This window comes from Streptomyces sp. ERV7, from assembly GCF_001653515.1.
GTDB lineage: Bacteria > Actinomycetota > Actinomycetes > Streptomycetales > Streptomycetaceae > Streptomyces.
In genome coordinates, this window is the sequence record NZ_LYOY01000001.1 from 718,115 (window position 1) to 731,725 (window position 13,611).

General features: G+C 72.4%; 12 protein-coding genes and 2 pseudogenes. 5 read left to right on the plus strand and 9 right to left on the minus strand.

Translation table 11 applies throughout. From position 1 onward, the window contains the following. Nucleotides 1-29 precede the first annotated feature (29 nt). Nucleotides 30-491: pseudogene (locus tag A8W25_RS34265) on the minus strand (acyltransferase); the annotation flags it as partial. Then, nucleotides 483-1,088: pseudogene (locus tag A8W25_RS34270) on the minus strand (crotonase/enoyl-CoA hydratase family protein); the annotation flags it as partial. The pseudogenes A8W25_RS34270 and A8W25_RS34265, both read right to left, overlap by 9 nt. 109 nt (nt 1,089-1,197) lie before the next feature. On the opposite strand from A8W25_RS34270, the gene A8W25_RS03185 reads away from it, so the two are divergent. Next, nucleotides 1,198-1,683, plus strand: coding sequence for a nuclear transport factor 2 family protein (locus tag A8W25_RS03185; protein ID WP_067155364.1), 486 nt, complete (start codon nt 1,198-1,200; stop codon nt 1,681-1,683). A 148-nt stretch (nt 1,684-1,831) separates the two neighbouring features. Continuing rightward, nucleotides 1,832-3,436, plus strand: a complete 1,605-nt coding sequence (lnt, locus tag A8W25_RS03190) for an apolipoprotein N-acyltransferase (RefSeq protein ID WP_067155367.1) — start codon at nt 1,832-1,834, stop codon at nt 3,434-3,436. On the opposite strand, the gene A8W25_RS03195 is transcribed toward lnt, so the two are convergent. Beyond that, nucleotides 3,360-4,265, minus strand: a complete 906-nt coding sequence (locus A8W25_RS03195; protein ID WP_067155370.1) for a Gfo/Idh/MocA family protein — start codon at nt 4,263-4,265, stop codon at nt 3,360-3,362. The two genes, lnt and A8W25_RS03195, sit on opposite strands and share 77 nt — an antisense overlap. A gap of 145 nt (nt 4,266-4,410) precedes the next feature. On the opposite strand from A8W25_RS03195, the gene A8W25_RS03200 reads away from it, so the two are divergent. After that, the gene (locus A8W25_RS03200) at nt 4,411-4,932 is read left to right on the plus strand and encodes a DinB family protein (protein ID WP_067155373.1); all 522 of its coding nucleotides are present in this window, start codon (nt 4,411-4,413) and stop codon (nt 4,930-4,932) included. 409 nt (nt 4,933-5,341) lie between these two features. Then, entirely contained in the window at nt 5,342-5,815 is a 474-nt protein-coding gene (locus tag A8W25_RS03205; protein ID WP_067155376.1) for a hypothetical protein, read from the plus strand. 47 nt (nt 5,816-5,862) lie between these two features. On the opposite strand, the gene A8W25_RS03210 is transcribed toward A8W25_RS03205, so the two are convergent. The 6 genes from A8W25_RS03210 to A8W25_RS03235 all read right to left on the minus strand — a co-directional run bounded on the left by A8W25_RS03210 (nt 5,863) and on the right by A8W25_RS03235 (nt 11,413). Further along, nucleotides 5,863-6,546: a uracil-DNA glycosylase gene (locus A8W25_RS03210; protein WP_067155379.1), complete on the minus strand. Its 684-nt coding sequence runs from the start codon at nt 6,544-6,546 to the stop codon at nt 5,863-5,865. A 108-nt stretch (nt 6,547-6,654) separates the two neighbouring features. Further along, entirely contained in the window at nt 6,655-8,199 is a 1,545-nt protein-coding gene (locus A8W25_RS03215) for an ABC transporter substrate-binding protein (RefSeq protein ID WP_107470610.1), read from the minus strand. 269 nt (nt 8,200-8,468) lie between these two features. After that, complete coding sequence (locus A8W25_RS03220; protein ID WP_067155385.1) at nt 8,469-9,236, minus strand: SDR family oxidoreductase; 768 nt, start codon at nt 9,234-9,236, stop codon at nt 8,469-8,471. A gap of 17 nt (nt 9,237-9,253) precedes the next feature. Further along, complete coding sequence (gene fabG, locus A8W25_RS03225) at nt 9,254-10,015, minus strand: 3-oxoacyl-ACP reductase FabG (RefSeq protein ID WP_067155388.1); 762 nt, start codon at nt 10,013-10,015, stop codon at nt 9,254-9,256. A gap of 148 nt (nt 10,016-10,163) precedes the next feature. Beyond that, nucleotides 10,164-10,547 (minus strand): DUF3037 domain-containing protein, encoded by a 384-nt coding sequence (locus A8W25_RS03230; RefSeq protein WP_067155391.1) that lies wholly within the window; start codon nt 10,545-10,547, stop codon nt 10,164-10,166. After that, a complete protein-coding gene (locus A8W25_RS03235; RefSeq protein ID WP_067155394.1) occupies nt 10,544-11,413 on the minus strand; it encodes a HipA family kinase in 870 nt (289 codons plus the stop codon). The genes A8W25_RS03230 and A8W25_RS03235 overlap by 4 nt, the downstream gene beginning before the upstream one ends. 64 nt (nt 11,414-11,477) lie before the next feature. Between A8W25_RS03235 and A8W25_RS03240 the strand changes: the two genes are divergently transcribed. Next, on the plus strand, nt 11,478-13,571 hold the full coding sequence (locus A8W25_RS03240; protein WP_067155397.1) for a prolyl oligopeptidase family serine peptidase: 2,094 nt from the start codon (nt 11,478-11,480) through the stop codon (nt 13,569-13,571). Nucleotides 13,572-13,611 lie beyond the last annotated feature (40 nt).

The following is a 13,611-nucleotide window of genomic DNA, read 5'->3' on the forward strand; positions in this document are numbered from 1 at the left end:
GCCGAGCCCGCGACGGATGCCGCCGGGCCCTACGCCTCGTCCGCCGCCAACTCCGCGACGGCGAGCAGCTGTTCCGGGGTGACCCCCTCCGGGATCGGCACCGGGGCCGGGGTGCGCAGCGGCGGCTGCCAGCCGTTCTCGCGGTCCCACGTCCGTACGACCCGGGCGGGCGCCCCGGCCACCACGGCGTGGTCGGGCACCTCGCCCCGCACCACCGCGCCCGCCGCGACGACCACGTTGCGGCCGAGCCGGGCGCCGGGCAGCACGACCGCCCCGGTGCCGAGCCAGCAGCCCGGCCCGATCTCCACGGGCTCCATCCGGGGCCACTGCTTGCCCACGGGCTGGTGCGGGTCGTCGTAGCTGTGGTTGGTCGAGGTGATGTAGACGTACGGGCCGCAGTACGTGTTCGAGCCGATGGTCACCGTCGTGTCCGCGATGACATGGCTGCCCCGGCCCAGCACCACACCGTCCCCGAGCGTCAGGATCGGCTCGGAGCGCGCCTCGGCCGCCGCGCGGGCCGTTCCGTTCGGCACCACCCGGTCGGCCAGGCCGATGGCGAGCGCCTCGGCCGCGTCCACCGGGCGGCCGGTCAGGACCAGGTCCATCGCGCGGCCCGCGCCGATCAGCCGGGGCAGCCGTACCGTACCGCCGTCGATCAGCGGCACACCCCAGCGGCGGCAGAAGACGCCGAAGACCGCGTCCTGTTCGGCCACCCGCAGATCGCACCAGAGCGCCAGCTCCAGTCCGCCCGCCACGGCGTGCCCGGAGACCGCCGCGATCACCGGCTTGGTGAGCCGCATCCGGGTCGGGCCCATCGGGCCGTCACCGTCCTCGGTCACCGCGTTGCCGTTCTCGGTGCCGATCGCCTTGAGGTCGGCTCCGGCGCAGAACGTGCCGCCCTCGCCCCAGAGCACCGCGACCGCCGCCTCGTCGTCGGCCTCGAAGGCGCGGAAGGCGTCGGCGAGCGCGCGGGCGGTCGGCCCGTCGACCGCGTTGCGGGCCCGGGGGCGGGAGAGCACCACCGTCGTGACGGGGCCGCTGCGCTCGCTGCGGACGGCGGGGCCGGCGGGTTCGCTGGGTACGGTCATGGCGCCCACGGGTAGCACGCGCCGGCGCACGCCCACAAGAGCGGGCCCGGCCCGGTCGGAGGCCGTCGGGGCTCTTGGCCGCTCGCTCCCGCTGCCGGAGACTGTGGCGATGACCCAGCGTGTGGAACTCGCGACCGTGATGGACCGGCTCGCCATCGATGAGATCGTCACCGGCTACGCGGCCGCCGTCGACGACGCCGACTGGTCCGCGTACGGGGAGCTGTTCACCCCGGACGGGCGCGCCGACTACCGCGCGGCGGGCGGGGTGGAGGGGCCCGCGGCCGAGGTCGCGGCCTGGCTCGCGGAGACCATGCGGCTCTTCCCGGTCCGCCAGCACCTGATCGTCAACCGGCTGCTCACCCTCCAGGACCTCGGCGGCTACCCGGGCGACCGGGCCCGGGTGCGGGCCGACTACCTCAATCCGATGCGGTTCGGCGCGCAGGACAACGGCGACGGCGGGCCGGTCGAGCCCAACTTCGTCTCCGGCGGCCGGTACGCCTTCTCGCTGCTGCGCACCGACGCCGGGTGGCGGCTGCGCGAGGTGACCGTGCAGGAGAAGTGGCGGCATGTGTCGGGGGCGCTCGGCACCGCGTGAGCGGGCGTACGGGAGCGCGGCGGGGCGGATTCACCGGGTGCGCGATCCGGTTGGGCGCGGCCGCCCCGCTGTCGCACACTGAGGGCGCACACTAGGGGACACGCTCGGGCGGAAACCACTGCTCACGGGCGGGGCGAGGAGGCGTGGCATGCGGGTTCCGGTCGGGCTGCGACACCTTCTCACCGGGCTGCGCCACCGGCTGGCCGTGTCACGGTGGTGGCGGGGCGCGGCGGCGCTGCTCGCCGGGGCGCTCCCGGCGCTGGCGTTCCCGGCGCCGGGCCTGTGGTGGTTCGCCTACGTCGCTCTGGTGCCGTGGCTGCTGCTGATCCGGTCGGCCCGCGACGGCCGGCGGGCGGCGCTCGACGGCTGGCTGGGCGGCACCGGGTTCATGCTCGCGGTGCACCACTGGCTGATGCCGAGCCTGACCGTCTTCATCGTCGTCCTGGCCGCGCTCCTGGGGCTGCTGTGGGCCCCGTGGGGCGTGCTCGTGCGCTCGGCGCTCGGCGGTCCCGGCGCGGGCAGGCCCTCGCCCCGGCGGGCCGCGGCGGCGCTCGTCGTACTGCCCTCGGGCTGGCTGATGGTCGAACTGGTCCGCTCCTGGCAGGGCCTCGGCGGCCCGTGGGGGCTGCTCGGCTCCAGCCAGTGGCAGGTGACTCCGGCGCTGCGCCTCGCCTCGGTCGGCGGGGTCTGGCTGGTGAGCCTGTTCGTGGTGGCCGCCAACGTCGCCGTGACGGTGCTGCTTGTCTCGCGCCCGGCGCGGACGCCCGTGGTGGCCGCGGTGCTCGCCGGGGCCGTCGCCGCAGGGGCGGTGTGGGCGTGGGCGCCGCGCCCCGAAAGGGCGGGCCGGGTGCGGGTCGCGGTCGTCCAGCCGGGAATGTACGAGGGCGCCGACGCCCGCTTCGCCCGCAGCGAGGCCCTGACCCGGTCGCTGGCGGGGCGGGACGTGGACCTGGTGGTGTGGGGTGAGAGCAGCGTCGGCTCGGACCTGACGGCCCGGCCGGACCTCGCGGCCAGGATCGCCGCGCTCTCGCGCACGGTGGGCGCGGACATCCTGGTGAACGTGGACGCCCGCCGCGCCGACCGGCCGGGGATCTTCAAGAGCTCGGTGCTGGTCGGGCCGGACGGGCCGACGGGCGACCGCTACGACAAGATGCGGCTCGTGCCGTTCGGCGAGTACATCCCGGCGCGCTCGCTGCTCGGCTGGGCCACCTCCGTCGGCAAGGCCGCGGGCGAGGACCGGCGCCGGGGCTCGGCGCCGGTGGTGATGACCCTGCCGGACGGACTGCGGATCGGCCCGGTGGTCTGCTTCGAGTCGGCGTTTCCCGACATGAGCCGCCATCTGGTGCGCGAGGGCGCCCGGCTGCTGGTCGCCCAGTCCTCGACGTCGTCGTTCCAGCACAGCTGGGCGCCCGCGCAGCACGCCTCGCTGGCCGCGCTGCGCGCCGCCGAGACGGGCCGCCCGGCCGTGCACGCCACCCTCACCGGGATCAGCGCGATGTACGGCCCGGACGGCGAGCGGATCGGCCAGTGGGTCGGCACCGACCGCAGCACGGCCGCCGTCCACGACGTGCCGCTCGCCGACGGCAGCACCCTCTATCTGCGGTTCGGCGACTGGGCGGTGTACACGGCGCTGCTCGTCCTCGCCGCGTACTGCGCCTTCACCGGGCGGCGCTCGCTCAGGAGGCCTGCTCCAGAGCCTCCCGTACCACCCGCTCGCACAGCTCGTGCGTCGCAAGGGCGTCCCGTGCACTGAGCTGCTTCCCGGCGCGTACGGCGTCGAGGAAGGAGTGGACGGCCTGCTCGATGCCGCGCTGGCGGGCCACCGGCACCCAGTCGCCGCGCCGGCGCACGGTCGGCTGGCCCTTGTGGTCGACGACGTCGGCCAGGTTGAGCACCTGCCGTTTGGTGTCCTGTCCGGAGACCTCCAGGATCTCCTCGGTGGAGCCGTTCATCCGGTTCATGGTGCCGATGGCGGTGAAGCCGTCGCCGGAGAGCTGGAGGACGACGTGCTCCATCAGGCCCTCGCGGACCCGGGCCCGTACGACCGTGTGCTCGACGGGGCCCGGCGCCAGGAAGCGCAGGGTGTCCACGACGTGGATGAAGTCGTCCAGGACCAGCGTGCGCGGGTCCTCGGGAAGCCCGACGCGGTTCTTCTGCATCAGGATGAGCTCGCGCGGGTGCTCGGCGCACTGCGCGTAGCCGGGCGCGAGCCGCCGGTTGAAGCCGACGGCCAGGCTGACCCCGCGCTCCTCGGCGAGCTCCACCAGCCGCCGGGAGTCGGCGAGTTCGTACGCCAGCGGCTTGTCGACGTAGGTCGGTACGCCCGCTTCCAGCAGCCGGGTCACGATCGTCGGGTGCACGGCGGTCGGCGCGTGCACGAAGGCCGCGTCCAGGCCCTGCGCGAGGAGCCCGTCGAGCTCGGTGTGGCGCTGCGCGAGGGGGATGTGGAGGGTGTCGGCGACCCGCGCGAGGGTAGCGGGGGTACGGGTCTGCAGATGCAGCTCCGTCCCCGGCAGGGTGGTCAGGACCGGCAGATAGGCCTTCTGCGCGATGTCCCCGAGTCCGATGCAGCCGACCTTCACGAAGTCTCCTGTCGCCGTCCGGCTTCCTGCTTCCTTGCCTGGTCAGCATACGTGGGCCGGGGGCGCGACCGATGGGCGGCGGCGGGCGGGGCCGGGGCGCGATAACCCGTGGCGGTCGCGTGGACGATCCGTGAGGATGGCCGCCATGACGACTATCGAGACGCCCGAACGCCAGGAGCCCGCCCTCGACGCCGAGGAGCTGTCGATGCTGGTGGGCTGGCTGGAGTACCACCGCGAGACCCTCGCCCTGAAGTGTGCGGGGCTCACCGACGAACAGCTCAGGACCGCCTCGATGCCGCCCTCCGGGCTCACCCTCATGGGGCTGATGCGGCATATGTCGGAGGTCGAACAGCACTGGTTCAGCAATGTCTTCGGCGGTGAGCAGGGCGCGCCGCACTACTTCACCGACGAGGACCCGGACGGCGACTTCCACGTCGGCCCCGAGGACACCTTCGAGGAGGCGCTCGCCACCTGGCACGGCGAGATCGCCAAGGCCCGCGTCCACGCCGAGGGCCACGCCCTGGACGAGCTGAGCGCCGGTACCGCACGCGGTGGTCAGCACTTCAACCTGCGCTGGATCTACACCCACATGATCGAGGAGTACGCGCGCCACAACGGCCACGCCGACCTGCTGCGCGAGGGCGTCGACGGCTCCATCGGCGACTGAGACCGGGGCCGGCCCGGCGCCTGAGCCCGTCACCCTCCGCCGTCACTCGTGCGGGCCAATCCCGGCCCGCACGCGCGCGCAACGGGCCCCGCACCCAGCAGAGTTGAGCGGGTGCACCGAACTCGAACCGCAGCCAGACTCCTCGTCGGCGTGGCCGCCCTGGCCGTTTCCGGATGTGTCACCGTCGACCACGGTCCCGCCCCGGGGCCGCCCGCGGTGCCTTTCCCGCGGACGAGCGAGCGGGCCGACCGCGACGTACGGCCCCAGATCGTGCAGGCCCCCGTCCGCGAGGCACTGGAGGCGGCGCTGCGACAGACCCGGGGCCGCGCCCGAGCCTCAGCCCGATTGTCGGTGCGGGCGACTAGCGTCAGGCCGACCGGATGCGTACGACAGGCTCGCGGAGGCCGCAGTGGTGGAGCAGCAGGAGGCGTCGGAGGACGTCGTCATGACCCGGATCGGGCAGGCGCTGATGCTCCTGCACGGCGGCGACCGGGAGGAGGCGCGCAACCGCTTCGGCACCATCTGGGCGGAGATCGGCGAGCACGGCGACCCACTGCACCGCTGCACCCTGGCGCACTACATGGCGGACGCGCAGGACGACGCGGGCGACGAACTGGCCTGGGACCTGCGGGCGCTGGCCGCGGCCGACGGGCTGGGCCAGGAGCGGCTCGACGCGCACCACGCCTCGCTCGCGGTCCGGGCCTTCTATCCCTCGCTCCATCTGAACCTGGCGGCCGACTATGTGAAGCTGCACCGCCCGGACGCCGCCCGCATCCATCTGGACCGGGGGCGCGCCGCCCTGGACGCGCTCGCCGACGACGCGTACGGGAACGGTATCCGGGCGGCGCTCGACCGGCTGGAGGGGCGGCTCGACGAGGTCTGAGGACCCCGTCCCCGGGCGCCCGCGGCGCGGGCGCCCGGGGGTGCGGGTCAGCCCAGGTCCGGGATGCGCCAGTCGATCGGCTCGTGGCCCTGCGCCGCGACCGCCTCGTTGATCTGGGTGAAGGGCCGCGAGCCGAAGAACCGCTTGGCCGACAGCGGCGAGGGGTGGGCGCCCTTCACCACGATGTGCCGCTCCTCGTCGATCAGGGGGAGCTTCTTCTGCGCGTAGTTCCCCCACAGCACGAAGACCGCCGGGTCGGGGCGGGTGGCGACCGCGCGGATCACCGCGTCGGTGAACTTCTCCCAGCCCTTGGCCTTGTGCGAGTTGGCCTCGCCCTCGCGGACGGTCAGCACCGCGTTGAGCAGCAGGACGCCCTGCTCGGCCCACGGCATCAGATAGCCGTTGTCCGGCACCGGGTGGCCGAGCTCCTCCTTCATCTCCTTGTAGATGTTCCGCAGCGACGGCGGCGTCTTCACGCCGGGCCGCACCGAGAAGCACAGCCCGTGGCCCTGGCCCGCGCCGTGGTACGGGTCCTGGCCGAGGACCAGGACCTTCACCTTGTCGTAAGGAGTGGCGTCCAGGGCCGCGAAGACCTCCTCGCGCGGCGGATAGACGGGACCCTTCGCCCGCTCCTCCTCGATGAAGTCGGTGAGCTCCTTGAAGTACGGCTTCTGGAGCTCCTCGCCGAGGACGCCGCGCCAGGACTCGGGCAGCATGGCGATGTCGGTCACGTCAACAACCTCCGTGGGACGTTCGGTTCCGCACCCTGCGGTGCGAGATACCGAAAAACCTACCGGCCGCCACTGACAACGCCTCCCACGCCCGTACCGCCGGGCCTCCTACCAGCTGGTCTTGCGGTGCAGCTCCCACATGCACATGACCGTCTGGGGGTCGATGGCGCGCTCGCCGCCCGCGATGTCGTCGCTGGCCGCGACATAGAGCTTGCCCTGCCACAGCGGCAGCAGCCGGACGTCGTCGGAGAGCACGTCCTGGGCCCGCTCGAACTTCTTGCTGACCGCGCCCCGGTCGGAGACCTCCCGGGTCTGCGGGATCAGCTGGTTGACGATCTCCTTGGGCTCGTACGGGGTGCCGACCGCGTTCTCCTCGCCGACGAAGGGCGCGATGAAGTTGTCCGGGTCCGGGAAGTCGGGGAACCAGCCGCGCCCGAAGACGGGGTACTCACCGTCCTGCATCCCCTGGGTGTACGCCTTCCACGGGCGGTTCTGCAGGGTCACCGTGAACAGCCCGGAGGCCTCCAGCTGCCGCTTGATCTCGGCGAACTCCAGCGCCGTGGACGAGCCGTACCGGTCGGTGGTGTACCAGAGGGTGAGCGGCACCGGGTCGGTGATCCCGGCCTTGCGCAGGATCGCCCTGGCCTTGGGGGCGCTGGGGGCGCCGAAGGTGTCGAAGAAGCTCACCGTGTGCCCGGCGACTCCCTTGGGCACCATCGAGTACAGCGGCTCGGCCGTGCCCTTGTAGACCTTGGCCACCAGCGCGTCCCGGTCGACGAGCTGGGCGACGGCCCGGCGTACGGCCGGGTTGGCGGCGAGCGGGTCCTTGGGGTTGAAGACCAGGAAGCGGATCTCGGTACCGACCGTCTCGACCAGCTGGAGCGGCTTGCCCGCGGCCTTCTCGTTCTGGACGTCCACGACCTCGTCGGCGGTCAGTCCCCGGTAGGTGACGTCGATCTGCTTCTTCTTGAGGGAGTCCACCATGGCGCCGGAGTCCTTGAAGTACCGGATCGAGACGGCGTCATTCTTGAGCTGGGCGAACCCCGCGTAGTGCGCGTTCTTCTTCAGCTCGGCCCGGTCGCCCGCGTGGTACGACTCCAGGGCGTACGGGCCGGAGCCGGTGAGGCCGCCGTCGTCGCGCAGCGCGTTGGCCGGGTAGGACTTGGGGTCCACGATGGACATCGCGGGCGCGCCGAGCACGAAGGGGAAGGTCGCGTCCGGCTTGTTCAGATGGAAGGTGACCGTCCGCTCGTTGTCGGCGGTGACCCGGTCGAGGCTGGTGAGCAGGCCCTTGGGGCCCGCCTTCACATTGATCTTCACAATGCGGTCGATCGAGTACTTCACGGCAGCGGCGTCGATCTTGTCGCCGTTGGAGAACTCCAGGCCCTTGCGCAGAGTGCACTGATACGTACGGCTGCCGGAGCCCTTGAACTGGCAGTTCTCGGCCGCGTCCGGCTGGGGCGCGTTGCTGCCGGTCGGGAAGGACAGCAGGGTCTGGAAGACGTTGCGGAACAGCTCCCAGGAGCCGTCCCAGGAGGCGGCCGGATCGAGGGTGCTCGGCTCGCTCACCGTGCCGACCTTGATCGCCTGCTCGGCCTCGGAACCGCTGCCGGAGAGCAGTCCGCAGCCGCTCAGCAGGGCCAGCGACGACATGGACGCAAGGGCCGCGGTGGTGCGCAGGCATATGGTCCGGTTGAACACGTGCACGCTCCTCGTTCAGCCATGGGTCGGCAGACCATACCGCAGCGCCCCGCCCGGTCAACTCGGGGACGGGACGGGGCACTTGGGGCATCGAGGGGCAAACCGGAACACTACTCACCGGTATGAAGATCAGCGTACCCGCTGGGCGGTCAAGGCATGCCCGACAAGTCGGTGCATGCCTCGACGCCGGTGCGGCCGGCGCATGTGCACGCCTGTCGCGGTCAGTGCACTCCCGCGCCGAGGAAGAGCCCGCCGTCGACCACGAGCGTCTGCCCGGTCACCCAGGCGGACTGCTCGCAGGTGAGGAACGCGACCGCTCCCCCGATGTCCGAGGGCACCCCGAGGCGCTTGAGGGGGTAGGCCGCGGCGGCCTCCTCCTCGCGGCCCTCGTAGAGCGCCTGGGCGAACTTGGTCTTGATCACCGCGGGGGCGATCGCGTTGACCCGCACGTCCGGCGCGAACTCGTGCGCCAGCTGGAGGGTCAGATTGACCATGGCCGCCTTGCTCATCCCGTACGCGCCGATGAAGGGCGAGGGGGCGAGGCCCGCGACGGACGCGATGTTCACGATCGCGCCGCCGTTCTCCTTCTGCCAGGCCTTCCAGGTCTGCTGGGCGAAGCCGAGCGCGGAGATCACATTGGTCTCGTAGACCTTGCGCGCCACGTTCAGGTCGAGCTCGGCCATCGGCGAGTAGACCGGGTTGGTGCCCGCGTTGTTCACCAGGAAGTCGACCCGGCCGAAGGCCTCCATGGCGCGCTCCACCGCGACGCCCTGGTGGACCTCGTCGTGGGCCTTGCCGGCGACGCCGATGACCCGGTCCGCGCCGAGCCGCTCGACGGCCTCCTTGAGGGCGTCCTCATTGCGTCCGGTGATGCAGACGCGGTCGCCGCGGGCGACCAGCGCCTCGGCGACGCCGTAGCCGATGCCCCGGCTGGCGCCGGTGACCAGGGCGACCCTGCCGGAGGGCTCGGGAAGCTGATTGTCCGTCATGATGTGCTCTCCCGGCTTCAGTTGAGGGGTCCGCCGGCCACGTACAGCACCTGGCCGGAGACGAAGCCCGCGTCGTCGCCGGTGAAGAAGGCGATGGCGTTGGCGATGTCGTCGGGCCTGCCGACGCGCTGCACGGGGATCTGGGTGGCGGCCGCGGCCTGGAAGTCCTCGAAGCCCATGCCCACCCGGGCGGCGGTCTGCGCGGTCATCTCGGTGACGATGAAGCCGGGGGCCACGGCGTTGGCGGTGACGCCGAACTTGCCGAGCTCGATGGCGAGGGTCTTGGTGAAGCCCTGCAGGCCCGCCTTGACGGCGGAGTAGTTGGCCTGACCGCGGTTGCCGAGCGCGGAGGACGAGGAGAGCGAGACGATACGGCCCCAAGCGGCGTCCACCATGTGCTTCTGGACGGCCTTGGCCATCAGGAACGCGCCCTTGAGGTGCACGTTCATCACCATGTCCCAGTCGGACTCGCTCATCTTGAAGAGCAGGTTGTCGCGCAGCACGCCCGCGTTGTTCACGAGGATGGTGGGCGCCCCGAGCTCGGCGGCGACGCGCGCCACGGCGGCCTCCACCTGGGCGCTGTCGGAGACGTCGCAGCCGACGGCGATCGCCTTGCCGCCCGCCGCCGTGATCTTCTCGACGGTGTCCTTGCAGGCCGCCTCGTCGAGGTCGAGTACGGCGACCGCGCGGCCCTCGGCCGCGAGCCGGACGGCGGTCGCGGCGCCGATGCCCCGGGCCGCCCCGGTCACGATGGCTACGCGCTGCTCGGTGGTGGACATGCTGTTCTCCTCGCCCTGGGGATCCGCGGCTCCTCGTCCCTGAGCAACCGCTTAGTAGCTTCAGCAGACGAGACGCTAGAAGCCCTGGCACCCGGTGTCAACGGCCCACGGATCCCCCGTCGAAGGTCACACCCGCGCGGCCCGCCCCTCAGCGGACCAGCAGGTCGAGCAGCCGCTCGGTCTCGGCCGCCGGATCCGCGGTGAGCCCGGTGTGCACCGGCCCCGGCTGCACCACCGTCGAGCGGGGCGCGATCAGCCAGCGGAAGCGGCGCCCCGCGTCGTCGCCCGCCGCCTGCCCGGCCGCCTCGCCGCCACCGCAGACCCCCTCGACGGCCCGCAGCGCCGCCCGCACCCCGACGACGTCCGCGTGCGGGTCGAGCGCCTTCAGCTTGGCCTCGTCCAGATGCGTACGCGCCGCGACGAACGACTTGGCCCGGCAGTACACCAGCACTCCGGCGTTGAAGCACTCGCCGCGCTCGACGCGCGGCACCACGCGCAGCAGCGCGTACTCGAAGACGTCGCGGTCGCTCACTTGCCGTCCTTCTCGCCGGGCGCGCCGGCCTTGCTGTCCTTGGTGGGGTGCGGCCAGGGCTTGAGGTGGTCGGTGAGCCAGCCGGGGGCCTGCGAGGGCACGGCCTTGGCCGGCGCGTCCAGCGTGATCCGCTCGTGGATGTCGGCCGCGCGGGCCAGCAGCGGCGCCGCGTACGCCCGGCGCAGCGCGTCCGTCGTGTCGAAGCCGGGCTCGTCCACCAGCCACTCGTCGGGCACCAGCGCGGTCACCTCCGCCAACAGCTCCTCGGTCACCAACGGCGCCAACTCGGCGGCGGCCGAGGCCACATCGGGCGCGAACGGCGCCAGTGCGTGGTCCGAGGCGTTGTAGGGCTTGGCGGCCGAGGCCTGCGCGCCCGGCCAGTTGTGGTGCCAGATCATCGTGGCGCCGTGGTCGATGAGCCAGAGATCACCGTGCCACACCAGCATGTTAGGGTTCCGCCACGAACGGTCGACGTTGTTGATCAACGCGTCGAACCAGACGACCTTGCCCGCCTCAGCGGAACTCACCTGATAGGCAAGCGGGTCGAACCCGATCGAACCGGGCAAGTAGTCCATTCCGAGATTCAGCCCGCCGCTCGCCTTCAGCAGCTCCTGCACCTCCTGGTCCGGCTCCGAGAGCCCGATGACGGGGTCGAGCTGAATGGTGACCAGTTCGGGCACGCGCAGAGCCAGCCGTCGGGCGAGCTCTCCGCAGATCACCTCCGCCACCAGGGTCTTGCGGCCCTGCCCCGCGCCGGTGAACTTCATGACGTACGTACCGAGATCGTCGGCCTCGACGATCCCCGGGAGCGAGCCGCCCTCACGCAAGGGCGTGACATAGCGGGTCGCTGTCACTTCATTGAGCATCCGTCCAGGCTACTGGGGCGGATGCGACTGTTCGATCACTCACGCCCCGAAGGGACGCTTCGCCATGCCCACCGAAGAAAAGACCGCTCAGGCCCCGGCCACCGAGGACCTTCCCCTCCAGTTCGCCCGCACCAGGCGCTTCTCGCTGGGCGCGCCCAGGAACATCACCGTCTCCCCCGACGGCGACCGGGTGCTGTTCGTCCGTACCGCCGACGGGCGTTCCGCGCTCAGCGCGCTGTGGCTGTTCGAGGACGGGGAGGAGCGTCTCCTCGTCGACCCGCTCGCACTCGGCGAGCCGGGCGAGGCGCCGCAGGCGGAGCTGATCCGCCGCGAGCGGGCGCGCGAGTCGAGCGGCGGCATCGTCGCCTACGCCACCGACGCGGCCGTGCGCACCGTCGTCTTCTCCCTCTCCGGCGCGCTCTGGCTGGCCGGGACGGACGGGAGGGCCCCGCGCCGCCTGCCCACGGCGGGCCCGGCCGTCGACCCGCGTCTCTCCCCCGACGGCACGCTCGTCTCGTACGTGACCGGGCGCGCCCTGCACGTCGTGCGCGTCGACGGCACGGGCGAGCGGCGACTGGCCGCGCCGGAGGGCCCGGAGATCTCCTACGGCCTTGCCGACCACGTCTCGGCCGAGTCCATCGGCCGCGCGCGCAGCTCCTGGTGGGCCCCCGACGGCTCCGCGCTCCTGGTCGTCCGCGTGGACGACTCGCCCGTACAGCGGTGGTATCTGAGCGATCCCGCGAACCCGGCGAAGGCCCCGCGCCCGCTGCCCTACCCGGCGGCGGGCACGCCCAACGCCGAGGTGTCGCTGGTCGTCGTCCGCGTGGACGGTGAGCGGGTGCCGGTGCGGCTGCCCCGCTCCGCGGACCCCGCGTCGCACCCGGCGGGCGCCTGGACCGACTCGGCCTTCGAGTACGTGGTGGAGGGCGGCTGGGACGGGGCGGGCGCGTTCGCCACCGTCCAGACCCGCGACCAGCGCACCGCGTACCGCCTCGCCATCGACCCGGCTAGCGGCGCCATCGAAGTGACGTGCCGTCATCACGACGACCACTGGCTGGAGTTCACCCCGGGAGCCACGGCGCTGGCCCGTTCCGGGGGCACGCTGGGAGAAGAGCTCCCGGCCGGTCTCGAAGTGCGCGCGATACTCGGCTCGGCCGGCGGCACGGTCTACTTCACGGCGAGCGACGAGCCGACCGAGACCCACGTCTGGGCGTACACACCCGGGTCGGGCTGCGCCCGCGTCACCGAGGACCCCGGGGTGCACACGGCCGTCCTCGGCGGCGGCACCCTCGTCCTCGACAGCCGCACCCTGCACGAGCACACGGTGACGGTCCTGCGCGACGGCGTGCCGACGGGCCGGATCGGCGTGCTGACCGAGCGGCCGGTGGTGACACCGAGGCCGGTGTTCCTGTCACTGGGCGAGCGAGAGCTGCGCACCGCGCTCTATCTGCCGTCCTGGCACCGCGAGGGCGCGGCCCGGCTGCCCGTAGTGATCCACTCCTACGGGGGTCCGGGCATGCAGACCGTCGTACGGGCCAACGCCTGGCACCACGCGGTGAACCAGTGGTTCGCCGAGCAGGGGTTCGCGGTCCTCTCGATCGACGGACGCGGCACCCCGGGGCGCGGCGAGGCCTGGCGCACCGGCATCCACGGCGACCAGCTCACCCCCGTCCTGGAGGACCAGGCCGACGCGCTGCGGGCGGCCGCCGAGCGCTACCCCGATCTGGACACGGGACGGGTGGGCATCCGGGGCTGGTCCTTCGGCGGGTATCTGGCGGCGGCGGCCGTGCTGCACCGCCCCGAGGTGTTCCACGCGGCCGTGGCGGGCGCGGCCCCGACCGATCTCACGCTCTACGACACCCACTGGAAGGAGCGGTATCTCGGCCACCCGGAGGTGCAGCCGGAGAACTACGAGCGCTGTTCGTTGGTCGCGCACGCCCACAAACTCACCCGGCCGCTGATGCTCGTCCAGGGGATGGCGGACGACAATGTGGTGCCCGCACACCTGCTGAGGTTCTCGCGGGCACTGCTGGCGGCGGGAAAGCTGCACACCGTGCTTCCCCTGGTGGGCGAGAGCCACCTGGTGACCAGGGAGGGTGTGGCGGACACCCTGCTGTGGCTGAATCTTGAGTTCCTGAAGAAATCCTTGAACGTCTGAACAAGCGGCCGCGCCGGACCGTACCCCTTGACGCAGTCCC

What these genes read in the sequence shown, in the direction of transcription:
- lnt (WP_067155367.1), top strand. Translation starts at nt 1,832, where the DNA reads ATGCGGGTTCCGGTCGGGCTGCGACACCTTCTCACCGGGCTGCGCCAC.
- A8W25_RS03200 (WP_067155373.1), top strand. Translation starts at nt 4,411, where the DNA reads ATGACGACTATCGAGACGCCCGAACGCCAGGAGCCCGCCCTCGACGCC.
- A8W25_RS03185 (WP_067155364.1), top strand. Translation starts at nt 1,198, where the DNA reads ATGACCCAGCGTGTGGAACTCGCGACCGTGATGGACCGGCTCGCCATC.
- A8W25_RS03220 (WP_067155385.1), bottom strand. Translation starts at nt 9,236, where the DNA reads ATGACGGACAATCAGCTTCCCGAGCCCTCCGGCAGGGTCGCCCTGGTC.
- A8W25_RS03235 (WP_067155394.1), bottom strand. Translation starts at nt 11,413, where the DNA reads ATGCTCAATGAAGTGACAGCGACCCGCTATGTCACGCCCTTGCGTGAG.
- A8W25_RS03240 (WP_067155397.1), top strand. Translation starts at nt 11,478, where the DNA reads ATGCCCACCGAAGAAAAGACCGCTCAGGCCCCGGCCACCGAGGACCTT.
- A8W25_RS03215 (WP_107470610.1), bottom strand. Translation starts at nt 8,199, where the DNA reads ATGTCGTCGCTGGCCCTGCTGAGCGGCTGCGGACTGCTCTCCGGCAGC.
- fabG (WP_067155388.1), bottom strand. Translation starts at nt 10,015, where the DNA reads ATGTCCACCACCGAGCAGCGCGTAGCCATCGTGACCGGGGCGGCCCGG.